General features: G+C 64.8%; 24 protein-coding genes. 12 read left to right on the forward strand and 12 right to left on the reverse strand.

Annotated elements, in window-relative coordinates; genetic code table 11:
• Positions 1–63: 63 nt before the first annotated feature.
• Positions 64–498: a hypothetical protein gene (locus tag J4G43_RS29090; RefSeq protein WP_063983046.1), complete on the forward strand. Its 435-nt coding sequence runs from the start codon at positions 64–66 to the stop codon at positions 496–498.
• Positions 499–721: 223 nt separating this feature from the next.
• Entirely contained in the window at positions 722–1,663 is a 942-nt protein-coding gene (locus J4G43_RS29095; RefSeq protein WP_208087079.1) for a GAF domain-containing protein, read from the forward strand.
• Positions 1,664–1,672: 9 nt separating this feature from the next.
• On the opposite strand, the gene J4G43_RS29100 is transcribed toward J4G43_RS29095, so the two are convergent.
• The 4 genes from J4G43_RS29100 to J4G43_RS29115 form a co-directional block, all read right to left on the reverse strand.
• Positions 1,673–3,967 (reverse strand): ComEC/Rec2 family competence protein, encoded by a 2,295-nt coding sequence (locus J4G43_RS29100; protein ID WP_208087080.1) that lies wholly within the window; start codon positions 3,965–3,967, stop codon positions 1,673–1,675.
• Between the two features lie 95 nt (positions 3,968–4,062).
• Positions 4,063–4,296, reverse strand: coding sequence for a DUF2171 domain-containing protein (locus J4G43_RS29105; protein ID WP_028149639.1), 234 nt, complete (start codon positions 4,294–4,296; stop codon positions 4,063–4,065).
• A 179-nt stretch (positions 4,297–4,475) separates the two neighbouring features.
• Positions 4,476–4,862 (reverse strand): nuclear transport factor 2 family protein, encoded by a 387-nt coding sequence (locus J4G43_RS29110; RefSeq protein WP_208087081.1) that lies wholly within the window; start codon positions 4,860–4,862, stop codon positions 4,476–4,478.
• Positions 4,863–4,875: 13 nt separating this feature from the next.
• On the reverse strand, positions 4,876–6,552 hold the full coding sequence (locus J4G43_RS29115) for a glutamine--tRNA ligase/YqeY domain fusion protein (protein WP_208087082.1): 1,677 nt from the start codon (positions 6,550–6,552) through the stop codon (positions 4,876–4,878).
• Positions 6,553–6,695: 143 nt separating this feature from the next.
• Between J4G43_RS29115 and gltX the strand changes: the two genes are divergently transcribed.
• The 9 genes from gltX (at position 6,696) to J4G43_RS29160 (ending at position 16,480) form a co-directional block, all read left to right on the forward strand.
• Positions 6,696–8,123 carry a glutamate--tRNA ligase gene (gltX, locus tag J4G43_RS29120; RefSeq protein ID WP_208087083.1) on the forward strand — a complete coding sequence of 476 codons (1,428 nt, stop codon included), beginning with the start codon at positions 6,696–6,698 and terminating at the stop codon, positions 8,121–8,123.
• A gap of 169 nt (positions 8,124–8,292) precedes the next feature.
• Positions 8,293–9,597, forward strand: a complete 1,305-nt coding sequence (gene gltA / locus J4G43_RS29125) for a citrate synthase (RefSeq protein WP_071913479.1) — start codon at positions 8,293–8,295, stop codon at positions 9,595–9,597.
• Between the two features lie 40 nt (positions 9,598–9,637).
• Positions 9,638–10,174, forward strand: coding sequence for a GFA family protein (locus tag J4G43_RS29130; RefSeq protein ID WP_225005179.1), 537 nt, complete (start codon positions 9,638–9,640; stop codon positions 10,172–10,174).
• 123 nt (positions 10,175–10,297) lie between these two features.
• Positions 10,298–11,476, forward strand: coding sequence for an ROK family transcriptional regulator (locus tag J4G43_RS29135; protein ID WP_208089447.1), 1,179 nt, complete (start codon positions 10,298–10,300; stop codon positions 11,474–11,476).
• A 57-nt stretch (positions 11,477–11,533) separates the two neighbouring features.
• Positions 11,534–12,820 (forward strand): ABC transporter substrate-binding protein, encoded by a 1,287-nt coding sequence (locus tag J4G43_RS29140; protein WP_208087084.1) that lies wholly within the window; start codon positions 11,534–11,536, stop codon positions 12,818–12,820.
• Entirely contained in the window at positions 12,817–13,746 is a 930-nt protein-coding gene (locus J4G43_RS29145) for a carbohydrate ABC transporter permease (RefSeq protein ID WP_208087085.1), read from the forward strand. The genes J4G43_RS29140 and J4G43_RS29145 overlap by 4 nt, the downstream gene beginning before the upstream one ends.
• On the forward strand, positions 13,739–14,596 hold the full coding sequence (locus tag J4G43_RS29150; RefSeq protein WP_014494951.1) for a carbohydrate ABC transporter permease: 858 nt from the start codon (positions 13,739–13,741) through the stop codon (positions 14,594–14,596). The genes J4G43_RS29145 and J4G43_RS29150 overlap by 8 nt, the downstream gene beginning before the upstream one ends.
• Before the next feature lie 10 nt (positions 14,597–14,606).
• Entirely contained in the window at positions 14,607–15,716 is a 1,110-nt protein-coding gene (locus J4G43_RS29155) for an ABC transporter ATP-binding protein (protein WP_208087086.1), read from the forward strand.
• Complete coding sequence (locus J4G43_RS29160) at positions 15,713–16,480, forward strand: SDR family NAD(P)-dependent oxidoreductase (protein ID WP_208087087.1); 768 nt, start codon at positions 15,713–15,715, stop codon at positions 16,478–16,480. The genes J4G43_RS29155 and J4G43_RS29160 overlap by 4 nt, the downstream gene beginning before the upstream one ends.
• Here J4G43_RS29160 and lpxB read toward each other — a convergent pair.
• Genes lpxB through lpxA form a run of 3 tightly spaced genes read right to left on the reverse strand, consistent with a single transcriptional unit; the run spans position 16,440 to position 19,325 of the window.
• A complete protein-coding gene (gene lpxB, locus J4G43_RS29165; protein ID WP_208087088.1) occupies positions 16,440–17,657 on the reverse strand; it encodes a lipid-A-disaccharide synthase in 1,218 nt (405 codons plus the stop codon). The genes J4G43_RS29160 and lpxB overlap by 41 nt on opposite strands.
• Positions 17,654–18,511: an LpxI family protein gene (locus J4G43_RS29170; protein ID WP_049807903.1), complete on the reverse strand. Its 858-nt coding sequence runs from the start codon at positions 18,509–18,511 to the stop codon at positions 17,654–17,656. The genes lpxB and J4G43_RS29170 overlap by 4 nt, the downstream gene beginning before the upstream one ends.
• A 19-nt stretch (positions 18,512–18,530) precedes the next feature.
• A complete protein-coding gene (gene lpxA / locus J4G43_RS29175; RefSeq protein ID WP_085404574.1) occupies positions 18,531–19,325 on the reverse strand; it encodes an acyl-ACP--UDP-N-acetylglucosamine O-acyltransferase in 795 nt (264 codons plus the stop codon).
• A 274-nt stretch (positions 19,326–19,599) separates the two neighbouring features.
• Here lpxA and J4G43_RS29180 point away from each other — a divergent pair, with 274 nt between their 5' ends.
• Positions 19,600–19,923 (forward strand): KTSC domain-containing protein, encoded by a 324-nt coding sequence (locus J4G43_RS29180; protein WP_208087089.1) that lies wholly within the window; start codon positions 19,600–19,602, stop codon positions 19,921–19,923.
• Between the two features lie 24 nt (positions 19,924–19,947).
• Here the strand turns inward: J4G43_RS29180 and fabZ are convergent, their stop codons facing one another.
• The 5 genes from fabZ to dxr form a co-directional block, all read right to left on the reverse strand.
• Positions 19,948–20,409: a 3-hydroxyacyl-ACP dehydratase FabZ gene (gene fabZ, locus J4G43_RS29185; RefSeq protein WP_028151691.1), complete on the reverse strand. Its 462-nt coding sequence runs from the start codon at positions 20,407–20,409 to the stop codon at positions 19,948–19,950.
• On the reverse strand, positions 20,406–21,473 hold the full coding sequence (gene lpxD / locus J4G43_RS29190; RefSeq protein ID WP_085404573.1) for a UDP-3-O-(3-hydroxymyristoyl)glucosamine N-acyltransferase: 1,068 nt from the start codon (positions 21,471–21,473) through the stop codon (positions 20,406–20,408). The genes fabZ and lpxD overlap by 4 nt, the downstream gene beginning before the upstream one ends.
• A gap of 128 nt (positions 21,474–21,601) precedes the next feature.
• Positions 21,602–24,142: an outer membrane protein assembly factor BamA gene (bamA, locus tag J4G43_RS29195; protein WP_208087090.1), complete on the reverse strand. Its 2,541-nt coding sequence runs from the start codon at positions 24,140–24,142 to the stop codon at positions 21,602–21,604.
• A 174-nt stretch (positions 24,143–24,316) separates the two neighbouring features.
• Entirely contained in the window at positions 24,317–25,468 is a 1,152-nt protein-coding gene (rseP, locus tag J4G43_RS29200) for an RIP metalloprotease RseP (RefSeq protein WP_208087091.1), read from the reverse strand.
• Positions 25,469–25,512: 44 nt separating this feature from the next.
• The gene (dxr, locus tag J4G43_RS29205; protein ID WP_208087092.1) at positions 25,513–26,736 is read right to left on the reverse strand and encodes a 1-deoxy-D-xylulose-5-phosphate reductoisomerase; all 1,224 of its coding nucleotides are present in this window, start codon (positions 26,734–26,736) and stop codon (positions 25,513–25,515) included.
• Between the last annotated feature and the right edge of the window lie 3 nt (positions 26,737–26,739).

The raw sequence follows: 26,739 nt of genomic DNA on the forward strand, positions 1-26,739 counted from the left end.
CTGATAGAGGCCTGCGCCTCGATTAAGAGACGTGGGTCGCTATCCCTGCATGAGGAGCACCCGATGTGTGACTACAGCCTGCATGCCGTCGCGTCGCGTCCCGCCGAAGTCGGCGAGACGATCGTCACGACAACCTTCCGCGGCACCTCGACGCGCGGCTTTGCCTCCGCGGCCGATCCGACCGTCGCGGTCTGCCTGCTCCCGGGGACGGAGCTCGCCTTCGCCGACAACGTCCGCTACGACAATCGCTGGATCTGGACGCGCACCGTCAATTCGCGCGTCGGCAAGTTCGGCAAGATCGATCCGCACATTCCCGATCGTCATCATGATGCGATCGAATTCCCCGACGGCAAATCCGTGCTGGTGACGCAGCTGGTCGAAGGCCAGCGTGCGACCGTGCTGCAGCTACCGGTGACCCAGCCGCTCGGCGAGCGCGAGCACAAGCCGCAGACCATCACCGACAGCCGGACAACCATCACCCGCCTGCCGATCGGCTGATGCAGCCATTCCCGGCCGGCAGGTCGGGCCAGGATTGAAATCGCCATCGCCGGCCGAGGCCGGCGAGATGGTGTCGTTTGTGTCCCGCGAAACTCCATCGGGCGGACCAAGCCGTGGCGTCTCCCACCGCACGAAGTTTGCGCTGTCCTGCCTGAATTTTGAACGTCCGTTCCGCAGCCAAATGGCCGATGCTTGGTGCGGCTTGAGACGGCGGGCACGTTCGATGAAGACCTTCATTCGCGTCGTTGAACTCTGGGTGCCTGACCGCACGCGCATGCGGCTGGAATTCGGCGGCGGCCTCTACGGCGAAGGGTTGTCCGCGTTTAGGGACGTGAGCGAGGATCTGCACTTCGGATATGACGAGGGGCTTCCCGGCAAGGCCTGGGCCAGCGGCCACCCCGTGATCCTCACCAGATTCACCGATTCCTATTTCAAGCGGACCGATCAGGCCATCGCCGCCGGGCTGACCTGCGGCGTGGCGGTGCCGGTGTTTTCAGGCGAATTCCTGCAAGCCGTCATGGTGCTGTTCTGCGGCGACGACGAGGCCCATGTCGGCGCGATCGAGCTCTGGCACAACGATGCCGAAACCTCCCACGAGATGGGGCTCGTCGACGGCTATTACGGCACCGCCGACATGTTCGAATTCAACTCCCGCCACACCAGATTTCCGCGTGGCTTCGGCCTGCCCGGCCGCATCTGGAAAGCCGGCCTGCCGCTGATCATCAAGGACCTGCACGATGCCAGGAGTTTTTTGCGCTGGGAGGACGCCGCCAAGGTCGGAATCAATCTCGGCGTCGGCGTTCCCTACCGGGCCGGCACCGATCAGACCTGGGTGCTGACATTTCTCTCCGCGCAGGCGACCCCGATTGCGCGACGCTTCGAGATCTGGGTCCCGGACGAGGCCCGTTCGGCGCTGGTCTTCCGCGCCGGCGATTGCAGCGCGCAGACCGACCTCGCCGCGCTCTATGCGACGAAATCCATCGCCAAAGGCGAAGGCAGCATCGGCGGGGCCTGGGCCACCGGCATGCCCGCGCTCAACGACGATCTCGCGCGTGACGGCTCGGTCGCGGCCTCGCAGGCCAGCGCCTCTGGACTGAGCCAGATGGTCGTCCTGCCGGTGATCGGCAATGCCAGGCTCGACGCCGTGCTGGCCTGGTATCTGTAACCCGTCCGCTCAATCCTCAGCCTGCAGGTCGGCTTCCGATGGCGTCGCGTCGCGGTTGCGGGGAGCCGCCGCCTGCGGCGCAAGGCTCGCGCTGAAATCCGCCTCGCCGGCAGCCGCCGGCGACCACGGACGGTCTGCCCCCCTTGCCTTCGCCGCCTGAACCGCAAAGCCGTCGCCGCTTCGCGTCAGCGCCAGCGCGCCCTGCCTTGCGAGACGCTGACGGTCGACAACCATGGCCGCGCAATCCGGCGGCGCCGGCCGCGCCGTCACCACCAGCGCGGCCCGGCTGCAATCGTCAGCCAATGAATCGATGCGCAAGGCCAGCGCGACCAGGCGCCCGTCGGCGAGCGGCGTCACGCAGCCGGCTTCGTCGCACGACACGCCGGCGGCCAGTGAGGCACTGCCGGCATCGCGCGGATCGGCGTCGGCGGCGAGCCATTCCTTCAGAAGAAAACTGTCCTTGCTCGACCTGATGAGATGCAGGTGCCCATCCCTGCCCCGCACCGCGACGCTCTGGCCGTCACCGGCGATCAGGACATCGGGCTGGCGCGCGCACAGTCCCCAGAGGATCGCGGCCAACAACACCACCGCGCCGGCCCAGCGCAACGGCGTGCGCAACAAGCCCATCACGATGATTCCCAAGCTTGCGGCGATCAGCGGTGCGATGCCGAAAGCCGAGATGCGGCCGACCGCGCCCGGCAAAGCGGCCACCCAGCGCGACACCGCAACCATCCAGTCGATGCCGATCCCCATCAGCCACCAGAACGGACCATCAAGTCCGAACGGCGCTGCAATCAAGCCCAACAGGCCCGCGGGCATCACCAGGGCCGAGACCACCGGCATCGCCCCGAGGTTGGCGAGCACGCCGAACGGGGTGACACGGTGAAAGTGGAAGGCGGCATAGGGCGTGGTCGCGAGCCCCGCGATCAGCGAGGCCAGGAAAAGCATCGCGATCTCGCGCCCGCCCCACATTGCAATCCGCGCGGTCGCGGAATGATCTGGCGACGCAAACAGGTTCGGCATGCCGATCTGCACCAGTGCCACCAGTCCGAGCGTCGCGGCGAAGGACATTTGAAAACTCGGATGCACAAGTGCCTCCGGTGCGACCGCGAGCACGATCAGCGCGGCCACCGCCAGCGTGCGGAAGGTGATGGCACGGCGATCGACCATGACCGCGATCAGCACCACCGCCGTCATGAAGAACGAGCGTTGCGTCGCGACCTCCGCGCCCGACAGCAGCAGATAGAACGCGGCTGCGACCAGCGCCGCGGCCGCCGACCATTTCTTGATGGCAAAGCCGGCCGCCATTCCAGGGATCAACGCCAGCAGCGCGCGCACCGCGAAGAAGACCACGCCGGCGACGACCGCCATGTGATAGCCGGAAATCGAGAGCACATGTCCGAGCCCCGAGATGAACATGGCGTCGTTGACGGGCGTGGTAATCGCATCGCGCCGGCCCGTGAGCAGCGCGGTCGCAATCGCCCGGTTGTCGCCCTCGAGCGTGGCGCGGATGCGCGCGTCGATCGCATCGCGCAGACCCTGCATGAAGGCGGCATAACGCAGCCGCAAGCCACCGGCGTCCGGCGGCACCGATGCCGCAATCGTGCCCATCACGAAGCCGGAGGCGCCGATGCCCTGGAAGAACATGTCGCGCGAAAAGTCATAGCTGCCGGGGCGCACCGGCGACAACGGCGGCAACAGCCGCGCCTTCAACTGCACGAAGCTGCCGACCTCGGGCGCAGTCCCCTTGCGCACGGAGAGGCGCACGCGCTCGAGCTTGACGTCGCTGCGCTGCGCCTCCATCGCGGTGACACGCAGCACGAAGCGGTCGGTGCGCTCGCGGATGTCGCGGGTCTCGACGAAGCCCGACAGCGAGACGGAATAGAGCGGCTTTGCCAGCACCGTGTGCGCGATCCGCGCCGTCTTCCAGGTCGCCGTGGCAAAGCCGGCCGCGACCGCCGCGATCATGATCGCCGGTGCAAACAACCGGCTCCGCCGCAACAGCACGGCGCCAAGCATGAGTGCGATGGCCGTCGCGGCAACGACCCACAGCACCGGTTCATGATCGGCGGCAAAATAGAGCGCGATGCCGCCACCGAACGCGACCGGCACCCACGGCAACAATCGCCCGGCGCCGGCCTCGGCGCGCGCCCATTCGCGCAGGGTCTCGGCCAGCGACGTCCAGAGGTCGAACCCTGCCGGCGCGAGGCCGCCCGCGGAGGCAGCTCGGCCGATGGGCCAAGTCCCCGCGATCCAAGTCCCCGCAATCCCCTGGGACCGAACTGGCCGGCCCGGCTCCGCCATTCCCTGCACCTTACGATACGCGATAGGCCAGGAGGCTACCGGAACGTGCAGCTGCGCGAATAGTGGTACGGATCAGGAACGGAGCGAAGGTCCCCCTACTTTTCCTCTTCCATCGTCACGGCGACGTCCGCCTTGGCCGAGAGCCGGACCTTGTTGCCCTCGACACCGGCGACGAGGCCCTTGTCGATGAAGTGATGGTGACCCTTGTGGCTGCCCTCGCCGCTATCCTTCTTGGTCAGCTTGATGCGATGGCCCTCGACCTTGTCGACCGTGCCGATGTGGACGCCATCGGCGCCGATGACTTCCATATGCTCTGCGATGTTCTGCATGGTGGGTTCCTTGTTAGACCCACCCCAACGCGCGGGGGCAGCGTTCGTTGCTATTGTCATTCCTGGGCGCGCCACTTGGCGCGAGCCCGGAATCCATAACCACAAGCCGGGGTTATGGATTCCGGGCCTGGCCCTTCGGGCCATCCCGGAATGACGAGAGAGGCGGAGTAGCGCGACGGCTAGATCAACGGCGCGCGCGACGAGGCATGGTGATTGACGATCTTCCAGTCGCCGTCCTCGCGGAGGATGACCCAGCTCATCTTGACCGAGAACTCCGCCCTCTCGCCGGCGAGGTCAAACGACACGATCGCGGCCATGTTGATCAGGTCCGGGCTGGCTTGCGCGGCGCGCACCTCGGAAAACACGGCGCTCGGCTGGCGCCAGCGCGGCAGGCCGTTGAAGTAGTCGGCGACGCCGTCCCTGCCCCGATAGAGTCTTGGATTCGAGCCGAAGAAGAACGCGTTCTTCGCATAGAGCGACGACAGCGCAGCCGCATCGAGTGTCGCGAAGCCGGCGCACCATTTCGCGATGATGGCGGAAACGATCGCGTCGGCTTCACTGCTCATAGGCGCAATCCCCTCAGCCCTTGGCGACTTCCTTCGCGAACGTATCGCGCAGGCCAATGGTGCGCGAAAACACCGGCTTGCCCGGCCTCGAGTCCTTGTCGCGCACGAAATAGCCCTGACGCTCGAACTGCATCGGCTCGGTCGAATTGCTCTCCGCAACCGATGCCTCGATCCGCGCATTGGAGAGAATCTCCAGCGACTGCGGATTGAGATCGGCCGCGAAGTTCGAGGCGTCCGGGCTCGGGTTGGAGAACAACTGGTTGTAGATGCGGATCTCCGCCGGCACCGACGTCGCCGCCGGCAGCCAGTGCATGGTCGCCTTGACCTTGCGGCCGTCGGGCGCGTTGCCGCCCTTGGTCGCGGGATCGTAGGTGCAGCGCAGCTCCACCACTTCGCCCGCGTCGTTCTTGATCACGCCGGTGCACTTGACGAAATAGGCGTAGCGCAGCCGCACCTCGTTGCCAGGCGACAGGCGGAAGAACTTCTTCGGCGGGTTCTCCATGAAGTCGTCCTGCTCGATATAGAGCTCGCGGCCGAACGTGATCTTGCGCGTGCCGGCCGAGGGATCGTCGGGATGGTTGATCGCCTCGAGCTCTTCGTTCTGCCCTTCCGGATAGTTCTCGATGACCACCTTGAGCGGCCGCAGCACGCCCATGCGCCGCTGCGACGTGCGGTTCAGCTCCTCGCGGATGCAGAATTCCAGCATGCCGACATCGACGACGCTGTTGGCCTTGGCGACGCCGATGCGCTTGACGAATTCGCGCAAGGCCGCCGGCGGCACGCCGCGGCGGCGCATCCCCGCTACAGTCGGCATGCGCGGATCGTCCCATCCGGCGACATGACCGTCGCGGACGAGCTGGGTCAGCACGCGCTTGGACAGCAGCGTGTAGGTCAGGTTGAGCCGCGCCATTTCGTACTGGTGCGGCTTGGACGGCACCGGCAGCTTTTCGATGAACCAGTCGTAGAGCGGCCGATGGTCCTCGAACTCCAGCGTGCAGATCGAGTGCGTGATGCCCTCGATCGCGTCCGACTGGCCGTGCGCATAATCGTAGCTCGGATAGATGCTCCACTTGGTGCCGGTGCGCGGATGATGCGCATTCAGGATGCGGTACAGCACGGGGTCGCGCAGGTTGATGTTGCCCGCGGACATGTCGATCTTGGCCCGCAGCACGCGCGCGCCGTTCGGGAATTCACCCGCCTTCATGCGGCGGAACAGGTCGAGATTCTCGTCCACGCTGCGGTCGCGGAACGGCGAGTTCTTGCCGGGCTCGGTCAGCGTGCCGCGCGCGAGGCGAATCTGCTCCTGGGTCTGGTCGTCGACATAGGCGAGCCCGTCGCGGATCAGCTTCTCCGCCCATTCGTACAGGCGGTCGAAATAGTCCGAGGCGAAGAACAGGTTCTTGCCCCAGTCGAAGCCGAGCCAGTGCACGTCGGCCTGGATGGAATCGATGTATTCCTGCTCTTCCTTGACCGGGTTGGTGTCGTCGAAACGCAGATGGCAGCGGCCCGGAAACTCCTGGGCGATGCCGAAATTGAGTGCGATCGACTTGGCGTGGCCGATATGCAGGTAGCCGTTCGGCTCCGGCGGGAACCGGGTCACGATCTCCTGGTATTTGCCCTGATCGAGGTCGGCCTGGATGATGTCACGAATGAAATCGCGCCCAACCTCAGTCGCCACCGGTTCTGTCATTACGAAAATCCTGTAGGGAAATCAGCGGCCCTTCTGCCAAATTCGCTTGGCTGAGCCAAGAGCTTAGCGGTCCGCTGCCGGGCTTTAGTTATGCTCCGGTCCTGTTATATACCACCGCCTCCAATGCATAGGCCCTGCCAAGAATGACCGATTCCGTCGTCACCCGCTTTGCTCCCTCCCCGACCGGCTTCCTCCATATCGGGGGCGCCCGCACGGCGCTGTTCAACTGGCTCTATGCGAAGAAGCACGGCGGCAAGATGCTGCTCCGGATCGAGGACACCGACCGGGAGCGCTCCACCGAGGCTGCGATCGGCGCCATCCTCGACGGCCTCAAATGGCTGGAGCTCGGCTGGGATGGCGACGTCATCTACCAGTTCAGCCGCGCCGCGCGTCACCGCGAGGTCGCCGAGCAGCTGCTCGCCGACGGCAAGGCCTATCGCTGCTACGCGACCGCAGAGGAGCTCACCGCCATGCGCGAGAAGGCGCGCAGCGAGGGCCGCACCCGCCTCTATGACGGCCTATGGCGCGACCGTGACCCGGCAACGGCGCCCTCCGACGTCAAGCCCACCATCCGGCTGCGCGCGCCGCAGACCGGCGAGACCGTGATCGAGGACCAGGTCCAGGGCCGTGTGGTCTGGCAGAACGAGAACCTCGACGACCTCGTCCTGCTGCGCGGCGATGGCAATCCGACCTACATGCTCGCAGTGGTCGTGGATGACCACGACATGGGCGTCACCCATGTCATCCGCGGCGACGACCATCTGATCAACGCCGCCCGCCAGAAGCAGATCTACGACGCGATGGGCTGGGCGCTGCCGAGCATGTCCCACATCCCCCTGATCCACGGCCCGGACGGCTCGAAACTGTCGAAGCGCCACGGCGCGCTCGGCGTCGATGCCTACCGCGCCATGGGGTACCTCCCGGCCGCGCTCCGCAATTACCTCGTCCGTCTCGGCTGGAGCCATGGCGATCAGGAGATTTTTTCGACCGAGGAGATGATCGCCGCGTTCGACCTCGCCAGCGTCGGCCGCGCCGCCGCCCGCTTCGATTTCGCCAAGCTCGAAAACCTCAACGGCCACTACATCCGCCACGCCGACGATCAATCACTCGTGAAGATGTTCGAGGACGTGCTCGACCACGTCGTGCCCAGCCGCAACGAGCTTAAGGCCAAGTTAAACGACACCACGCGGGCGCAACTTCTCAAGGCGATGCCGGCCCTGAAGGAGCGCGCCAAGACGCTGATCGAGCTGATCGACAGCGCCTATTTCATCTTCGCCGACCGGCCGCTGGAGCTCGATCCCAAGGCGGCAGCGCTGCTGACGCCCGAGAACCGCAAGCTGATCGGCCAGCTTCATTCCGCGCTGGAGAAAGTCGAGACGTGGAGTGCGGCGAATGCGGAGGCCGCGCTGCGCGCCTTTGCCGAGGAAAATAGTCTCAAGCTCGGCGCCGTCGCCCAGCCGCTGCGGGCGGCGCTGACGGGACGGTCGACATCGCCTGGTATATTTGAGGTTTTGGACGTGCTGGGACGCCAGGAAAGCCTGGGCCGGCTTAAGGACCAGGCCAAGGACTAGGCCAAGGACCAGGCTACGACGTAAGTCGACCATGCGTGCGGCGATCTTGCAGCGCACACAGCAATAATATACCCATCTCACCCGTACCTTCTGGAATATCCGGCCTGCCCCACCAAGTCATTGGGGCCTTCCGGGTCCGGCCCGTTTCACCACACATCGGGGACCTCTGATGGACGCAAAAGCAAGCAATAAGACCGCGACGCTGACGGTCGGAAACAAGAACTACGATCTCCCGATCCACAGCGGCAGCGTCGGGCCTGATGTCGTCGATATCGGCAAGCTCTACGCCCAGTCCGGGCTGTTCACCTACGATCCCGGCTTCACCTCGACCGCAAGCTGCGAGTCCAAGATCACCTATATCGACGGTGACGCCGGCGTGCTGGAATACCGCGGCTACCCGATCGAGCAGCTCGCCGAGAACGGCGACTTCCTCGAGACCTGCTATCTCCTGCTCTACGGGAACTTGCCGACCGCCGCGCAGAAGAAGGATTTCGACGACCGCGTGATCCATCACACGATGGTGCACGAGCAGATGGCCCGCTTCTTCCAGGGCTTCCGCCGCGACGCCCATCCGATGGCGGTGATGGTGGCCTCCGTCGGCGCGCTCGCCGCGTTCTACCACGACTCCACCGACATCAACGATCCGAAGCAGCGCATGATCGCGTCGATGCGCATGATCGCGAAGATCCCGACGCTGGCGGCCATGGCCTACAAATACACGATCGGCCAGCCCTTCGTGTATCCGAAGAACTCGCTGAAGTTCGCCGAGAACTTCCTGCACATGTGCTTCGCCGTGCCGTGCGAGGAGTACAAGATCAATCCGGTGCTCGCTGACGCGCTGGACAAGATCTTCATCCTGCACGCCGACCACGAGCAGAACGCCTCGACCTCGACGGTGCGCATCGCCGGCTCCTCCGGCGCCAACCCCTTCGCCTGCATCGCCGCCGGCATCGCCTGCCTCTGGGGCCCGGCGCATGGCGGCGCCAACGAAGCCGCGCTCGCGATGCTCGCCGAGATCGGCTCGGTCGACAAGATTCCGGAATTCATCGCCAAGGTGAAGGACAAGAACAGCGAAGTCCGCCTGATGGGCTTCGGCCACCGCGTCTACAAGAACTACGATCCGCGCGCCAAGATCATGCAGAAGATGTGTCATGCCGTTCTCAAGGAGACCGGCCATGGCGACGATCCGATGCTGAAGGTGGCGCTCGAGCTCGAGAAGATCGCGCTCAGCGACCAGTACTTCATCGACCGCAAGCTCTACCCGAACGTCGACTTCTATTCGGGCATCACGCTGAAGGCGATGGGCTTCCCGGTCTCGATGTTCACCGTGCTGTTCGCGGTCGCCCGCACCGTCGGCTGGATCAGCCAGTGGAGCGAGATGATCGAGGACCCGCAGCAGAAGATCGGCCGTCCGCGCCAGCTCTACACCGGCGTCACCCGCCGCGACTACGTCGCGATCAAGGATCGCAAGTAAGATCGGCCACTACGGCTTTTGGAAACGGCGCCATCCTGCGATGGCGCCGTTTTTGTTTGCGGGCGACATTTGTAGGGTGGGCAAAGCGCAGCGTGCCCACCACCTCTCCGAGACCCAGCCAGAAACGGTGGGCACGCTGCGCTTTGCCCACCCTACGGATACGGAGAACCTGATGCTGAGCGTAAGCTGCCTCTGCGGACGCGTTGCCTACGAGGTCGATGCGACCCCGGGCTCCATCATGCACTGCCATTGCCAGACCTGCCGGAAGACGCACGGATCGGCCTTCTCCACCGTCACGAACGTGCCGCGCGACCGCTTCCGCTGGACCAAGGGCGAAGACTTGCTGCGCGGCTTCGAATCCTCGCCCGGCAAAACCCGCTATTTCTGCTCGCAATGCGGATCACACATCGTCGCCTCGCGCGAGGGCAGGAACACGGTCCTGCTGCGGATGGGCTGCCTCGATACACCGATCACAGAACGGCCCGAGATGCACATCTGGCGATCGGATTCCGCCAACTGGTACGACCCGAAGGCCGAATTACCGGAGTGGGCCGAAGGCACCGCACCGAAAGCTTGATCGGTTCTTCGCCTCATCTTGCTGCCACGCACAACAACTAGTCGACTCATCGCGTCCGCAATCGCTTGACAGTCGAAACGCTCCGCGCGCAAATTCTTACACTAAGTAAGAATGACGACAGGGATGGAAATGCCGGAGCAGCCGAGAAGTCGGCGGCAGACGCGCGCTGCCATTTTGACTCACTTGCTCCAGTCCGGCGGCTCGTTCCGGCCGCCGCTGGCCAAGGCCGTGCGGCTGTCCGAGGCGAGCCTGTCGCGCATCCTGTTTGACCTGAAAGCCGAAGGCCTGATCGAGGAAGTCCGGCGCCCTGCCCCTTATGTCGGCGGTCCGACAGGCCTCGTGTCGCTCGATGGTTCCGTGGCGCTCGCGGCCCTCGAGCTGACCGGCCAGTGGCTGAGCGTGGGCGTTGGCGGCATGTCGGGCGAAATGCACTACACCGAGCGTGTTCCGTTGCTGAAGAAGCCGACCGTCGAGACCGTCGGCCGGGTGTTCCGCGAAGCCCTCACCTTGCTGCGCGACTGGACGCGCCGCCGCCGCATCAGTCTTGCGCAGATCGGCATCACCATTCCCGGCCTCGGCCGCCTGAGCGCCGCGGGCAATCCGATCATTCCGTGCGACGTCGAACGCATCGGCGACATGCTCGGCGGAATGTTTGCCGGCGTGCCGGTCGAGTTCACCAACTCGGTGGTCGCACACGCCACGTTTCACCGCTGCCGTACGCAGGACTATCCCTTCAGCGGCGCACATCTCTTCGTCTTCGTCGGCCAGGGCGTTGCCGGCGCCTGGATGGACGATCCGCTTGAGGCCGATGCCCCGCAGCCGGTTGAGCTCGGCCATATGGTGTTCAACGCCGACGGGCCGCGCTGCCGCTGCGGTCACCATGGCTGCGTCGAGGCCTACACGTCGCTTCCGGCCCTCGCCGAGCTCCTCGGCGCAACTGAGGCCGAACTGCTCCAGCTCGGCAGCGAGTGGGTGAGCACGATCCCGCGCTCGTCGCGAATGCGCCAGGAGTTGCGCCAGCGCCTGTTCCGGCTGGGCCTTTCGATCGGCAACACGCTCAACGTAAAGCCATGCAACGGCGTCGCGATCAGCGGCTGGCCGTCGCTTCTCTCTGAAGAGGATCGGAAAGCGGTGGTCGATGGGATCGACGCCTGCCTTCTCGGCGGGCGGAAACTGGCGCAGGTGTCGCTCGCCTTCGTGCCACCCTCGAACGGCAACGATCCGCAAGCAGCTCTCGCCTTCGCCGCCTTTTGTCTCGCCAGCCGCGGCGGGATGCCCGCGGCTTCGACGGAGGCCGCCTGACATGCCTGAGCCGCGTGGCTCAACGCGCCAAGAAAGTTCACACCGGGAGGAACTGCCATGCCGATCACGACAACAAGACGCCGTCTGCTCGCTGGATCCGCGGCCGCACTCGCACTACCGGCATTCGCCCGCGCGCAAGGCGCGGCCAAGCCGCGCCTGACCGCGATCTCGCAATGGTCCGCAGGCAGCGATGGGGCGGCGATCACCGCGCTCGGCAGGAAATTCGAGGAGAAAGGCGGCGTCTGGCAGCACTCGCCGGTCCCCGGCTTCACCACCGAGATGATGAACAAGTTGCGCGCCCAGATCATCGCCGGCGATCCGCCGGCCTGTTCGCAGCTCAAGGGCCCGGAGATTGCGGCCTGGTCGAAGATCGCTCCGACCGTCGACCTCGACGCCGTGGTCGCCGCCGCCGGCTACGAAAAGGTCGTCGCGCCGGACCTCGCAAAATTGCACAAGCCCGGCGGCAAGTGGATCGCGCTGCCGCTGCAGATCTACAGCACCAACATGCTGTTCCTCTCCAAGCGTGCGCTGGACAAGGCAAAGGCCGACAAGCCGCCTGTTACGTGGGCGGATTTCAATGCGCTCGCCGAGAAGATGAAGGCGGCCGGCGTGACCTATCCCTTCGCTAACGGCGGCACCCGGGCCGACGATGGTCAAAAATTCGAGGCGTCCCTCGCCGGCATCAGCCCGACGGCATACCGCGCCGCCTGCATGAATCTCGACAAGAAGGCCCTAGAGGGTCCCGAGATGAAAGCCGCCTTCGCACAGATGCGCAAGCTCACCGAGTGGATGGACCCCAATGTCGGCGCCCAACCTTATGCCGTCAATTTGAAACGCTTCATCGACGGCGACATGGGCATGCTCATCATGGGCGGATGGGCACAGGGCGTGTTGAAGAACGCCGGCTTCAAGCTCGACGACTTCATCATCGCGCCAGGCCCCAGCGATAATGGCAAGCCGGTGTTCCTGTTGAATGCCGATGCCTTCATCTTCTGGCAGCGCAAGGAGGCCGATCTGCAGGCCGGCCAGATGTTGATGGCCCAGCTCGTCATGGATCCGGCGATCCAGACCATGTACTCGCAGATCACGGGATCGATCCCCGTGCGCACCGACGTCGATCTGACCGGTGAAGGCTGGTCGGATGGTCAACGGACGACCGCGGCCGCATTGAAGAATGCCGTCGCCAACAATCAGGCCGTGCTGAGCCTCGCGCACAACATGGCGCAGGAAAACGGCCTGACGGCTGCGATGATCGACGTGTTCACGGAATACGCGAAGAACAAGACGATCAAGCCGGAGGAGGCCGTTACCCGCCTCGCCGAGGCCGTCGAGGGCGCGCGTTGACCGACGCCGTCTCGACAGCAACGCGACCGGGCCGGTCGGCGACAGCTGAAACGGTGCGCCGGCTGCCTGAATATCTGATGATCTGGGTGCCGCTGCTTCTATCCGCAGCGCATCTCATTACGTTTTCGATCTGGACGATCTGGATTTCGTTCACGCCATCCACCCTTATTCCGGTGTCGGGGTGGGTCGGCTTGCGCAACTACAATTCCGTCCTGGCGTCCCGGAACTGGCAGATCGCTTTCGACAATCTGCTGCTGTTCGGCAGTGCTTTCGTGCTGCTGAGCTTGATCACCGGCCTTATGCTTGCGATCCTGCTCGATCAGCGCATTCGCGGCGAGAATGTGCTGCGATCGATCTTCCTGTATCCGCTTGCGGTGTCGTTCGTCGTCACCGGCACGGTCTGGAGCTGGCTACTCAATCCCGGCATCGGGATCCAAAAGCTCGTCCATGACCTCGGCTGGACCTCCTTCCGGTTCGACTGGCTGATCGACCGCGACATGGCGATCTGGACGATCGTGATTGCCGCGATCTGGCAATCCTCCGGCTTCGCCATGGCGCTCTTCCTCGCCGGCCTTCGATCCGTCGATTCCGACATCATCAAGGCCGCCCAGATCGACGGCGCCGGACCGGTCCGAACCTATTGGCGGGTGATTCTGCCGACGCTCTGGCCGATCACCATCACCGTCGTCGTCGTCCAGTTGCAGTTCGCGATTTCAGCCTTCGACCTCGTCCGTGCGCTCACCAATGGCGGGCCCGGAATCGCGACCCAGCTGCCGGCCCTTGTCGTCTACGACCTCATGTTCCAGCGCAGCCAGCTCGGCCGGGGTGCCGCGGCGGCGGTGCTCATGCTGCTCATTCTACTCGCGGTGCTGCTACCCTATGCGGCGTGGCGTTATGTCCAGCGAAGGCAGGCCACCCATGCGTGACCGCAGCTTCGCACCGAGCCGAATTCTGATCTATCTCGTCGTGACATTGTTCGCTGCGGCCTATCTCGCGCCACTCGTTGTTGTCGTCCTGAACTCTCTCCGCACCAACGAGGAGATCGCGCAGGGTTCGATGATCGGCTGGCCGCAACATTTGGCCTGGAGCAACTACGCCAAGGCCTGGAGCGGTTTCTGCGTCGCCGAGACCTGCGCCGGCATCCGGCCGTACATGCTGAACTCCGCACTCGTCACCATCCCGGCGACGATTTTCTCGACCTTGCTCGGTGCTGTCGCCGGTTACGCCGTGTCGCTCTGGCGCTTTCGCGGCGATAGCTGGATCTACGGCATCGTGACCCTCGGCCTCTTCCTTCCCCAGCAGATGCGCCTGCTTCCCTGGACCATCGTGCTGCGGGACACCGGTCTCATCAACACGCTGACGGGCCTCGTGCTGATTCACACGATCCAGGGGCTCTCCTTCACCACGCTGTTCTGCCGAAACTACTATGTCGCCATCCCCCATGAATTGATCAGGGCCGCACGCATCGATGGCGCCGGGTTCTTTCGTATTTTCTGGCGCATCATCCTGCCGCTCTCGGCTCCCATTCTGATCGTCACCGTGATCTGGCAGTTCACGCATATCTGGAACGAGTTCCTCTATGGCGTGACATTCACCACCGGCCAGCAGCAGCCCGTCACGGCCGCGCTCATCGCGCTCTCTGCCGCAATTGCGGACATTCCGCAGCATGGCGTGCAGAGCGCCGCGGTGATCATAGCAGCGCTGCCCACTTTGCTGATCTATCTCCTCGGCGGACGGTACTTCGTGCGCGGCCTGACCGCCGGCGCAGTGAAATGATGGGGTCGTCATGGCAGCACTGAGCATTCGCACCCTGTCCAAGCGCTACGCCAATCTGGAGGTGCTGAAGGGCATCAACCTCGACATCGAGAGCGGCGAGTTCACCGTGCTGGTCGGGCCATCCGGCTGTGGCAAGTCCACCCTGCTCAACATCGTCGCCGGGCTCGATCGTCCGAGTGACGGAACGATCGAGATCGGCGGACGCGTCGTCAACGACGTCCCGCCCAAGGATCGCGACATCGCCATGGTGTTCCAATCCTACGCGCTCTATCCGTCGATGACGGTGCGCCAGAACATCACCTTCGGCATGGAATGCCGTCACGTTCCGAAGGCCGAGCAGGAGAAGGCCCTGGCGAATGTAGCTCGCCTCCTTCAGATCGAGCCCCTGCTCGGCCGCAAGCCGTCGCAATTGTCCGGCGGGCAACGCCAGCGCGTGGCGATGGGCCGGGCGCTGGTGCGCGATCCCCTGCTCTTCCTGTTCGACGAGCCGCTCTCCAATCTCGATGCGAAGCTGCGCGTCGAGATGCGGATGGAGATCAAGCGGCTGCACCAGCGCATCGGCGCCACCATCATCTATGTCACCCACGACCAGATCGAGGCGATGACGATGGCAACACGCATCGCCGTGATGCATCGGGGCGTGGTGCAGCAGTTCGCTGACCCGGACACCGTGTACCGCTATCCGGCCAATCTGTTCGTCGCCCGCTTCATGGGTTCGCCGCCGATGAACACCATGCCGGGGCGGCTCGAGGCCGATAGTAGCGGACTGATAGCCGTGATCGGCGCGGGGCGACCGGACGAGGTTCGTCTGCGCCTGCATGGACACGACGCGGCAGCATCTTATCTCGGCCGCGACGTGGTCGTCGGGATCAGGCCGGAATGCATCGCCGAGGCCAGCCGCGTCTTTTCCCGCGAGGCGCCCGTCCTCGTCGACGCGCCGGTCGAGATGATCGAGCCGACCGGCGCCGAGACAATCGTGCTGCTGCGTCTCGGCGGCGAGACTGCGCTGGCGCGCATCACGCCGGATATCCGTCCCGCGCCCGGCGCGACCGCCACCTTCGCGCTCGACACGCGGCGCATTTGCCTGTTCGACCCCGAGACGGAGCGGCTGATCGCATGACCCGGACCATCTATCCCAGCCTTGCCGGCCGCGTGGTGCTGATCACCGGTGGCGCCAGCGGCATCGGTGCCACCTTCGTGCGCGCCTTCGCGACCCAGGGCGCCCGCGTCGCCTTCCTCGACATCGATGCGAGCGCCGGCGAGGCGCTGGTGCGGGACGTCGCGGCCACATCCGGCTCCGCGCCCCTGTTTGTGCCCTGCGACCTTCTCGACATCGACGCCTTGCGCGCTGCCATGGCGCGGGTGCACGGATCGCTCGGCGATGCCGCAGTCCTCGTCAACAATGCCGCCAACGACCAGCGTCAGGTGCTGGCCGAGGTGACGCCGGCCGAATTCGACTGGACGATCGGCGTCAATCTCAAGCATGTCTTCTTTGCGGTCCAGGCGGTGGTGCCGCAGATGCAGGCGCGCGGCGGCGGCTCGATCATCAACATGTCGTCGGTGGCGTGGATCCGCGGTGCGCCGGCGCTGCCGGTCTATGCCGCCGCGAAGGCGGCGATCGTCGGCTTCACCAATTCGCTGGCCAGGTCAGTCGGCCCCGACCGTATTCGCGTCAACGCGATCGCGCCCGGCATGGTGATCACCGAGCGCCAGCGCCGGCTCTGGTTTCCGGACGAGCAGAAGATCTCCGAGCTGCGCACCCGCCAGGCGGTGCCCGATGCGGTGACGCCCGAGGACATCGCCAGCATGGCGCTGTTTCTCGCATCCGACGAGAGCCAGCGTATCACCAGCCAGTGTTTTCGGGTCGATGGCGGCCTCGCCTAGCTCCGCCGCCCTTGCGCATCGTCGCGAGCACGATGTCGGCGGCGAGCACGCTCGGCGACTTGTTGCCGGTGGACATGATGGTGTCGAGCCGTGCGAAGGCGTCGACCTGTCGTTTGCGCAGCGGCGTGTCCGTGAGCAGCTCCGACAGTGCCGGCGCCAGCTTCTCCGGTACGCAGTCCTCCTGCAAGAACTCCGGAATGACATCCTCGCCGATCACGAGATTGGCGAGGATCACCGACGAGACGCGGATCGCGCGGCGCAGGATGAAGGCTTCGATCGCGCCGACGCGATAGGCCGTCACCATTGGAATGCCGGACAGCGCAAGTTCCAGCGTCACGGTGCCGGATTTGGCCAGCGCCGCGCGCGCGGTTCGGAACGCGGCGCGCTTCTCGGTCTCGCCGACCACGATTTGCGGCTTGACCGGCCAGCTCGCGATGCCTTCGCGGATGGTGGCTTCGAGATGCGGCATGGTCGGCAGCTTCAGTTCGAAGGCGCGGCCTTCGGCCTGGAGCCGTCCGAGCGTCGCGCCAAACACGTCGAGATGGTGCCTGATCTCGCTGCGGCGGCTGCCGGGCAGCACCAGCAAAACCGGCGGCTCGGCATCACGGCGCCGCTGCTCCTCCGCGTTCGGGCGCAGCGACGGCAATTGCTCGATCAGGGGATGGCCGACATAGCTGCATGGCGGCCCGCCGAGCTTGCGGTATTCCTCCGGCTCGAACGGCAACAGGCCAAGCACATGATCGACGTAGCCGAGCATGGTCCGCGCCCGCCCGGGCCGCCAGGCCCAGAGCTGCGGCGAGACATAGTCGACGACCGGGATCCCGGGATTCTTCGCGCGCACGCGGCGGGCAACGCGATGGGTGAAATCGGGGCTGTCGATGATGACGAGCGCGTCGGGCGCGGCCTCCAGCACGGCGTCCACGGTCTGGCGGATCAGCCGCAATATCTTCGGCAATTGCTGCGCCACTGCGGCGAAGCCGACGATCGACAGCTCCTCGATCGGAAACAGCGTCTCGAGCCCCTCGCGCGCCATGGTCCGGCCGCCGACGCCCACGAATTGCACGCCGTCGCCGAGCCGCTGGCGCAACACCTTCATCAAGGCGCTGCCGAGCCGGTCGCCGGATTCCTCCGTCGCGATCAGGAAGATCTTTCGCTTGGGATCGCGGCTCTGCATCACGCCGTCAGGCCGATGACGAAGAGATATTTGGCGTCGGCGAGCGAGATCATCGCCTGCGGCTCGGCGGCGATGGTGTTGCCGGCGACGACGGCGATGCCGGCCAGTCCGGCGCGAGCGACGCCCTCCAGGGTACGCGGGCCGATCGTCGGCAGGTCGAAGCGCAAATCCTGCCCGCTCTTCGGTACCTTCACCAGCACCCCGCGTCCTGTCGCAGCGCGGATGCGACCTTCCTCGCGCAGGCGTGCCACGCGCGCGAGCAGCGCGTCGGTGCCCTCGATATCCTCGATCGCCACTACATGGCCGTCGATCACGACCGCGGCCTGGCCGATGTCGAACGGGCCGAGCGCGGTCAACACCGCGCGGCCGCGCTCGATGTCGGCCTTGCTGTTGTCGTTCGGCCAGGCGCGGCTGATGCAGCCCTCGGGCATCAGCAGATCCGGCGCAACATCCTTGATGCCGACCATGCGAAAGCCGCCCTGCTCGAGAATGCGCCCGACGCCGGACAACAGATGATCGTCGCCGCCGCGGAAGGCGCGGATGACGTTGCCGAGCAGGCGCAGTGTCGTGACGTCGAACCTTATTTCGGACAGCGCGGGCCGCACCAACGTGCCGATGAAGATCAGATCGCGGCAGCCCTCCTCGCGGAACAGCCGCATGGCGCGGCCGAGCTGGCCGACCGAGATCCAGCGATGGCGGAATTGCTCCACCCGCGTCGGATCGCAGGCGCCACGCAGCGGGAACAGCACCGGCGTGATGCCGCGCGCGGCAAGCGAGTCGGCGACCGCGAACGGCATGGCGCCGCCGCCGGCGACAACGCCGACCGGCGACGAAATCTCCGAAGCCGCCGATGTCATGCCCGCGGCCATCCCGAAATCACTTCTCGATGGCGGGAAGACAGATCGGGCGATGCTTGCGCTTGCCGATGAAGTCGAGGATCTCGGCAATCGCGGGGTCTTCGCTCGCGAGCGGCTGGGCCGCCGCGAGCCGCTCGGCGAACGTTCCGGGGCCGTGGAAGAGTTTTTGGTAGAACGATTGCACAGTCGCGCGCCGCTGCTTGGTGAACTGCCGCCGCTTCATGCCGATGAGATTGAGGCCTTCCAGCGCCGCATACTGGCCGTTGGCGAGGCCGAACGGAATGATGTCGTCGCGCACGCCCGAGAGGCCGCCGACCATCACCTGCGGGCCGATGCGCGTGAGCTGATGCACCGCCGACAGGCCGCCGATATAGACGAAATCGCCGATCTCGCAGTGGCCGCCGAGCGTCGCCGAGGTCGCGAAGATCACGTTGTTGCCGACCATGCAGTCATGGCCGACATGGCTGTTGTTCATGAAGTAGCCGCCGTTGCCGACGCGCGTCAGCCCGCCGCCCTTGATGGTGCCGACATTCATCGTCGCGCCTTCGCGGATGGTGCAGCCGGAACCGACCTCCAGCCTAGTCGGCTCGCCCTTGTAGCTGAGATCCTGGGGCGCGCCGCCTAGCACCGCGAATGGCGAGATCACGCAGCCGTCGCCGATCGAGGTGTGGCCGATGACCGTGACTTGTCCGATCAGCTTGCAGTTCGCGCCGATCACGGCATTCGGACCGATGATGCAGAAGGGTCCGATCTCGGTACCCTCGCCGATCACGGCGCCGTCCTCGACCCGTGCGGTGGGATCAATCTTACTCATCAAGCAATCTGACTCATCAAGAAGGTCTGATTATGTGTTGAAGTCGCTCGGTTTTCCGGTGGTTAGCGCGACTATGCCCGATCTGTCCAGTGACGTATCATCTCGGCCTGTTTCAGGCGCCGGATGAGCCGGCCGTCCTAAAGCACGATGAGATCGGGATGAATCGTCATCGCGCTTCAGGCTATTGTTTGAGCATGATCCTTTCGGAAAACCGCACACTTTTCCGGATCATGCTCTAGCCCTTCAACGCCTTCATGTGGAGCTTGAAGTCATCGTGGTCAGGGCCCTGGCAGTTTTGCTTGCACAGCTCGCGGCCGCCCCGATCGTCTCCGAGACGGTCGAGACCGGCGAACGCCATTTCGTCGATCTCGGGACGTTCGAGTGCCGCGACATCACCCGCAGCACGGTGCTTCAGCGGGTCTGCTACGACCGCACGCAGCAGGACCTCATCGTCGCGATCGACGGCCAGTATGACCGCTATTGCAGGGTTGCGGCCGAGACGGTCGACAGCCTGCTCGGCGCGCCGTCCATGGGCCAGTTCTTCAACCGGAATATCAGGCGCGAGACGGCCGGCAGCCGTTACGGTTGCGGCGCATAATCCATTTCCGCCGGCTTGAGCCGCTCAGTCCGTCAGCATGGCGCCGACGTCGGCTTCGGCAACGATCTGGCCGTTGACCTTGGCGTCGCCGTGAAACCACCACATCGCCTTGCGGCGGCCGATCGAACGCATGTGATATTCGATGGTGTCGCCGGGCAGCACCGGCTTCCGGAACTTGCACTTGTCGATGGTGAGGAAATACACCGCGCGCGGCTTCTCGGTGCCCTCGACCGAGGTGATGCCGATCACGCCCGCGGTCTGCGCCATCGCTTCGATCATCATCACCCCGGGATAGACCGGGCGCTCCGGGAAATGTCCCTGGAAGGCCGGCTCGTTGAAGGTGACGTTCTTGATGCCAATGCCGCTGTAATCGGCGCGGATATTGATCACACGGTCGATCAGCAGCATCGGGAAACGGTGCGGCAGCGTCCGGAGGATCGCGTTGATATCCACCAGCTCGAATTTGATCGGTGATTCCTCCGTCATTCCCGTCCCTCGTTCTTCGGATCGGCCCTGCTGTCGCGTACCAGGCGCTCCACCGCGATAATTTCCTTGAACCACTGCTTGGTCGGCTTGGCGAAAAAGCCGCCCCAGCGTCCGTTCGGCGGGATGTCGTCCTTGACGCCGCTCATCGCGGTGACCTGGGCCCCATCGCCGATCTTGAGGTGATTGTTGATGCCAACCTTTGCTCCCAGCGCCACGTTGTCGCCGATCGTCAGGCTGCCCGCGAGCCCGATCTGGGCCGCCAGCAGGCAGTTCCGACCGATAGTCACATTGTGGCCGATCTGGACCTGGTTGTCGATTTTGGTGCCCTCCCCGATCACGGTGTCGCGCAGGGAGCCGCGATCGATGGTCGTTCCGGCGCCGACTTCCACATTGTTCTGGATCAGCACGCGGCCGGTCTGGGGCACCTTGAGATGGCCCTCGGGGCCGAAGAAGATGAAGCCATAGCCGTCCTGGCCGATCGAGCAGCCGGGATGGATCAGCACGTTGTTGCCGATCAGCGCGCACTGGATGGCCGTGCGGGCGCCGACATTGCAGTCGCGGCCAATCTTGACGCCGGGACCGATGACCACGCCGGCCCCGATCACGGTGCCGCTGCCGATCTCGACGTCAGGGCCGATGACGGTCAGGGGATCGACGATGACGTCGTCCTCCAGCCGGGCCGAGGGATCGATGATGGCCGACGGGGCGATGCCGTCATTGCCGACCCAGGACTGCGGGCGCAGCGCATCGCCGTGCCATTCCCGGGCGAGCCCGACAAAGGCGCGGAACGGCTGCGCCACCCGCAACACGGCCACATGCGCGGGCACCTGGGCCTCGAAGCGCGGACTCACCAGGCAAGCCCCGGCCTTGGTCGCCTTGAGCTCGTCGGCATATTTGAGGTTATCGAAGAACGCCAGATGCATCGGGCCGGCTTCGTCGAGCGAAGCAAGACCGGTAATGACGTGACCGCCCCTGGCAGGGTCGACGAGTTGCGCCTTGGTCAGCGCGGCAATGTCAGCCAGCGCTGAGGCCGGCGGCTTTTTGAAGAAGGTCGGCTGCGCCATTCCACCCCATCGCGGTCCGGCTTCGGCATGAAGCGGTCAGGCCGCATCATGCCTTATCTCACGGATTGAGCACGATCTTTTTGGAAACCGGCCCCAACAAGGGGCCGGCTCATGCCCTGCTGATCGAACTAGAACGAGGTGCCGCCGCCGAACCTGAACTGCTGCACGCGATCGAACTGGCCCTTGGTGAGCGGCACGGCGTAGTCGAACCGCAGCGGACCGAACGGCGACTGCCAGATCAGGCCAATACCAACCGACGAACGGACGACATTGCCGTTGTCATACACCAGGCCGGTACAGGTTCCAGCCGAGGGCGGGTTGATGGTCGACGGCGTACAGTTCGAGTTCCTGGTCGTGGTCATTTCGTTCGTCAGCGACCACGTCGTCGGGCCCTGATAGTCGAAGAGGCCGCCGGCGTCGGCGTAGACCGCGCCCTTCAGACCCACTTCCTTCGGCAGGAACCAGAACGGCATCTGCAATTCGAACGAAGCGCCCCAATATTTGGTGCCGCCAAGCGCGTCTTGCGTGCCAAAGGGATTCAAATCGCGCGGACCGATGCCGTTCGGAGCAAAGCCGCGGACCAAGTTCGGGCCCATCTGGAACTGATCCAGCATGCGGATATCGTTGTTGCCGATCTTGTTCAGCATGCCGCCTTGAAGGTGAACGAGGCCGACGATGTCGGACACCAGCGGAGCGTAGTACTTCGCGTCGACGACGGACTTCAGGTAGGTGACGTCGCCGCCCACGCCGGCGAAATCCTGACGGAAGTCGACAAGCAGACCGTCGGTGGGGTTCTTGTTGTTGTCCAGCGTGTTGTAGGTCAGCGTGTAGCCGAGCGCCGAGGTCAGGGTCTTGCCGCCGGCAAGCTCCTTGCGGACCGGCAGCGAGGCTTCGCCGTCGGAGTAGCAGCCGAGACCGCCGGTCGAGGTCAGATCGATCGGCGGCGTTTGCGATGCGGCAAAGGCCGGGCTCGGGTTGAAGGCCGACGAACCGAGGACGTTGTTACAGTTCGCCAGGTAGGACGGCAGCGTGATTTCCTGCTGGTAGATCGAGTAGCGCAGCTGGAGCGACAGATCTTCACGCAGGCTGAAGCCGAGGCGCGGGCTGAAGCCCAGCGTCTTCGTACCGTAGGAGATGTAGCTGTTGGAGAGCTGCTGACGCTGATAGAGGTCGAGACCGAGCGCGACGCGGTAGTCGAGCAGATACGGCTCGACGAACGACAGCGAATAGCCGCGCGCATACTGGCCGTAGGTCACCGACGCCTTGGCGAACAGGCCGCGGCCGAGCAAATTGCGCTCGGAGATCGAGACTTCGGCGAGCGCGCCGTCGGTCGTGGAGTAGCCGCCCGAGACCGAGAAGTCGCCGGTCGATTTCTCTTCGAGATCGACGATCAGGACCACGCGGTCGCTGGAGGAGCCCGGCTCCGTCGTGATCTTCACGCTCTTGAAGTAGTCGAGGTTCTTCAGGCGGCGCTCGGCACGGTCGACCAGCGCGCGGTTGTAGGCATCGCCCTCGGCGATGTCGAACTCACGGCGGATCACGTAGTCGCGCGTGCGGGTGTTGCCGCGGACGTTGATGCGCTCGATATAGGTGCGCGGGCCCTCGTCGATGTTGAACACGACGGCGACGGTGTGCGCCTCGAAATTGCGGTCGCCGCCGGGACGGACCACGGCGAAGGCATAGCCGCGACGCGACGCCTCGATCTGCATTTCCTCGACCGACTTCTCGACCGATTCGACGTTGTAGAGCGCGCCGACATTGACGCGCGAATAGTTGCGCATCGTGGTCGGATCGAAGTTCGGAATGGAGGAGCGGAAGTCGACGGTGCCGACGCGGTACTGCGAGCCTTCCTCGATCTTGAAGGTGACGTTGAAGCCCTTCTTCTCCGGATCGTATTCGGTGAGCGCGGCGACCAGCTGGACGTCGGCGAAACCGTTCTTGAGATAGAAACGGCGAATCAGGTCACGGTCGGCCTCGACGCGATCGGGATCGTAGAGGTCGTTGCTGGCGAGGAAGCTCAGCAGGTTCGATTCGTGCGTCTTGATGACGTCGCGCAGGCGGTAGGACGAGAACGCGTTATTGCCGACGAACTCGATCGACTTGACGCCGGTCTTGGCGCCCTCCTCGACCGTGAAGATCAGGTCGACGCGGTTGTTCGGCTGCTCGATGATCTCGGGCGTGACGCGGACGTCATAGCGACCCGAGCGGCGGTAGATTTCGGCGATTCGCAGGGTGTCGGACTGCACCATGGCGCGGGAGAAGGTGCCGCGCGCCTTGGACTGGACTTCAGCGGTGAGCTGCTCGTCCTTGACCTTCTTATTACCTTCGAACGCGATGCGGCCGATCACCGGGTTTTCCACCACGGAGACGATGATCTGGCCACCGGAACCGCGATTGATTCGCACGTCCTGGAACAGGCCGGTCTCGATCAGGGCCTTCAGGCCGTCATCGATGGCGCCCTGATCCAGGCGGCCACCCGGGCCCGGCTTGAAATAGGAGCGGATCGTCTCCACCTCGACACGGCGATTTCCTTCGACGGAAATCGACTGGACGGTCTGAGCAAGCGCAGACGAAGACACAAAAGCAGCCCCAACCGGGGCAAGCACCGGCGCGCCGAACAAGATCAGGGATGCGAGCAAGCCCCCCCGGAGTCGCAGTCCAAACTTCATTGCGCAACGCGCCCTTATCAGTACCAGACCCAACCCCAACGCCGGTCCGGGAGATTCCCCAAGTTCGAAGCCGCTTGTAGCCAATTTCCCCGATGTCGCAAACGGCCGCTGACACCGTAATTTCAATTTCATTCCAAGACGTTGCTCATGAGCAACGCCACAAAAAAGCCCGTATCAGGAAGCTGCCATCCGCAAGATGTCGTTATAGGTGGCAAACACCATCAGCATCAGCACCAAACCGAGCCCGATTCGGAACCCCATCTCCTGAGTCCGCTCGGACAGGGGGCGGCCCCGGACCACCTCCGCCGCGTAGAACATCAGGTGACCGCCATCGAGCAGCGGGATCGGGAACAGGTTCAACAGCCCGATCGACACCGACAGCACCGCGCACAGATTGATCACGAACTGGAACCCGGCGCTGGCCGCCTGCCCCGACATCTTGGCGATGCCGAGCACGCCGCTGACCTCGTTGGGATTGCCTTGTCCGACAAACAGCGAGCCAAGGAACTTGAAGGTGCTGGTGATGATGAACCAGACCTGCTCGACCCCGATCTTGAGCGCTTCGCCGACGCCGACCGGCGTGGTCGAGGCCTCGCCGGTCTGGGACTTGTGCTCGACGCCGAGCACGCCGAGGCGGTGGCTGTTGCCGAACGGATCCTTGCGCTCGAGCAGCGCCGGCGTCGCGGTCAGGGAGACGATGGCGCCGTCCCGCTTGACCTGGAAGGCAAGCGCCGAACCCGCATTCATCGCAACGATTCGCTGCATGTCGGCAAAGCTCTCGATCGGCTTGCCGTCGATCTGCACGACGACGTCGCCGATCTTGAAGCCGGCCGTGGCCGCAGCGCCGTCGGCGACGACGCCGTCGACGCGGGCGATCGTGCTCGGCTTGCCGTAATAGAGCGCCATGGCGGCGAAGATCAGCGCGCCCAGAATGAAATTGGCGATCGGTCCGGCCGCCACGATGGCGGCGCGCGGGCCGACCTTCTTGTGATGGAAGCTGCCGGCGCGCTCCTCGGCCGTCATGGCCGCGAGCGCCTCGGCCGACGGGGTCGAAGCCTCGCTCTCGTCGCCGAAGAACTTGACGTAGCCGCCGAGCGGAATCGCCGAGATCTTCCAGCGAGTGCCATGGCGGTCGTTGAAGCCGACCAGCTCCGGTCCGAAACCGAGCGAGAAGGTCAGCACCCGAACGCCCGCCCAGCGCGCGACCAGGAAATGGCCGAGCTCATGGAAGAACACGACGATCGTCAGGACGAACAGGAAGGGAACCGCGTAGCCGAGGAGCCCATGGCTCAACGTATTGAAACTATGGACGAAAAAGTCGATCATCGAATTCCCTCATCCAGCGCCGCAAGGCCCTGGCCCCGTGCCATCTAGGATGCCTTTAAGGCAATTTGAGGCAATAGGGCGGCAGCTCTATTTCGCGCAACATGGTCAACAGAGATTGCATCGTCGGCGGACGTCAGGGGAGCCTGGTTCCCGCCGCGAATCCAGTCGTCCAGCGTCGCCTCGACCAGCCGCGCGATCGCGCCAAACCGGATCTTGCCGGCAATGAAAGCGGCGACCGCAACCTCGTTGGCGGCGTTGTAGACGGTGGTCGCCCCCTTCCCGGTCCGGAGCGAATCGAAGGCCAGCCGAAGCCCAGGGAAGCGCTCGAAGTCCGGCGCCTCGAAGGTCAGCTGGCCGATCTTGGCCAGATCGAGCTTGGCCGCCGGCCCCTTGATGCGATCGGGCCAGCCGAGGCAGTGCGCGATCGGCGTGCGCATGTCGGGAGAACCGAGCTGGGCCACCACCGAACGGTCGGAGAACTCGACCATGCCGTGGATGATCGACTGCGGATGCACGAGGACGTCGATCTCGTCGGGCGAGAGCGCGAACAGATAGGATGCCTCGATCACCTCGAGGCCCTTGTTCATCATCGAGGCGGAATCGATCGTGATCTTTTGGCCCATGCTCCAGTTCGGATGCTTCAGGGCCTGCTCGAGGGTCGCCTGCTCGATGTCGGCGGGCTTCCAGGTCCGGAACGGCCCACCCGAGGCGGTGATGATGACGCGGACGAGCTCGTCGCGGTTGCCTGAGCCGAGCGCCTGGAACAGCGCATTGTGCTCGGAATCGGCCGGCAGGATGCAGGCGCCCGCTTTCGCCGCGCGCTGCATGAAGAAATCGCCGGCGCAGACGAGACATTCCTTGTTGGCGAGCGCGACATGCGCGCCGCGATCGACCGCGGCCAGGGCCGGCTTCAGTCCGGCGGCGCCGCTCACGGCGGCCATCACCCAATCGGCCGGACGCGCGCCGGCTTCGATCAGCGCGCTTTCGCCCGCGCCGCATTCCGTGCTCGTTCCCGCGAGCGCAGTCTTGAGCTCGGCGAACTTGGACGTGTCGGCGATCGCGACGTAGCGCGCGGAAAACTCCTTGGCGAGCTTGGCCAGCGCTTCGACATTGCCGTTCGCCGTCAAGGCTTCGACGCGATAGCGCTCGGGAGAGGCGCGCAGCAGATCCATCGTGCTATCGCCGATCGAGCCGGTGGCGCCGAGAACCGTGACACTGCGGACGGTCGACGCCGCAGCCTTGTTGTTACGCAATGGGACCGCGCTCATATC

Origin of the sequence: Bradyrhizobium barranii subsp. barranii (assembly GCF_017565645.3) — a bacterium.
GTDB lineage: Bacteria > Pseudomonadota > Alphaproteobacteria > Rhizobiales > Xanthobacteraceae > Bradyrhizobium > Bradyrhizobium barranii.

Excerpts from the sequence above, each read along its gene's own strand:
- J4G43_RS29140 (WP_208087084.1), top strand. The coding sequence starts at position 11,534 with ATGCCGATCACGACAACAAGACGCCGTCTGCTCGCTGGATCCGCGGCC.
- bamA (WP_208087090.1), bottom strand. The coding sequence starts at position 24,142 with ATGAAGTTTGGACTGCGACTCCGGGGGGGCTTGCTCGCATCCCTGATC.
- J4G43_RS29155 (WP_208087086.1), top strand. The coding sequence starts at position 14,607 with ATGGCAGCACTGAGCATTCGCACCCTGTCCAAGCGCTACGCCAATCTG.
- gltX (WP_208087083.1), top strand. The coding sequence starts at position 6,696 with ATGACCGATTCCGTCGTCACCCGCTTTGCTCCCTCCCCGACCGGCTTC.
- J4G43_RS29115 (WP_208087082.1), bottom strand. The coding sequence starts at position 6,552 with ATGACAGAACCGGTGGCGACTGAGGTTGGGCGCGATTTCATTCGTGAC.
- J4G43_RS29170 (WP_049807903.1), bottom strand. The coding sequence starts at position 18,511 with ATGACATCGGCGGCTTCGGAGATTTCGTCGCCGGTCGGCGTTGTCGCC.
- rseP (WP_208087091.1), bottom strand. The coding sequence starts at position 25,468 with ATGATCGACTTTTTCGTCCATAGTTTCAATACGTTGAGCCATGGGCTC.
- J4G43_RS29090 (WP_063983046.1), top strand. The coding sequence starts at position 64 with ATGTGTGACTACAGCCTGCATGCCGTCGCGTCGCGTCCCGCCGAAGTC.
- gltA (WP_071913479.1), top strand. The coding sequence starts at position 8,293 with ATGGACGCAAAAGCAAGCAATAAGACCGCGACGCTGACGGTCGGAAAC.
- lpxA (WP_085404574.1), bottom strand. The coding sequence starts at position 19,325 with ATGAGTAAGATTGATCCCACCGCACGGGTCGAGGACGGCGCCGTGATC.
- J4G43_RS29100 (WP_208087080.1), bottom strand. The coding sequence starts at position 3,967 with ATGGCGGAGCCGGGCCGGCCAGTTCGGTCCCAGGGGATTGCGGGGACT.
- J4G43_RS29110 (WP_208087081.1), bottom strand. The coding sequence starts at position 4,862 with ATGAGCAGTGAAGCCGACGCGATCGTTTCCGCCATCATCGCGAAATGG.
- J4G43_RS29135 (WP_208089447.1), top strand. The coding sequence starts at position 10,298 with ATGGAAATGCCGGAGCAGCCGAGAAGTCGGCGGCAGACGCGCGCTGCC.
- J4G43_RS29105 (WP_028149639.1), bottom strand. The coding sequence starts at position 4,296 with ATGCAGAACATCGCAGAGCATATGGAAGTCATCGGCGCCGATGGCGTC.
- J4G43_RS29130 (WP_225005179.1), top strand. The coding sequence starts at position 9,638 with ATGGCGCCGTTTTTGTTTGCGGGCGACATTTGTAGGGTGGGCAAAGCG.
- fabZ (WP_028151691.1), bottom strand. The coding sequence starts at position 20,409 with ATGACGGAGGAATCACCGATCAAATTCGAGCTGGTGGATATCAACGCG.
- J4G43_RS29160 (WP_208087087.1), top strand. The coding sequence starts at position 15,713 with ATGACCCGGACCATCTATCCCAGCCTTGCCGGCCGCGTGGTGCTGATC.
- dxr (WP_208087092.1), bottom strand. The coding sequence starts at position 26,736 with ATGAGCGCGGTCCCATTGCGTAACAACAAGGCTGCGGCGTCGACCGTC.
- J4G43_RS29150 (WP_014494951.1), top strand. The coding sequence starts at position 13,739 with ATGCGTGACCGCAGCTTCGCACCGAGCCGAATTCTGATCTATCTCGTC.
- lpxD (WP_085404573.1), bottom strand. The coding sequence starts at position 21,473 with ATGGCGCAGCCGACCTTCTTCAAAAAGCCGCCGGCCTCAGCGCTGGCT.
- J4G43_RS29095 (WP_208087079.1), top strand. The coding sequence starts at position 722 with ATGAAGACCTTCATTCGCGTCGTTGAACTCTGGGTGCCTGACCGCACG.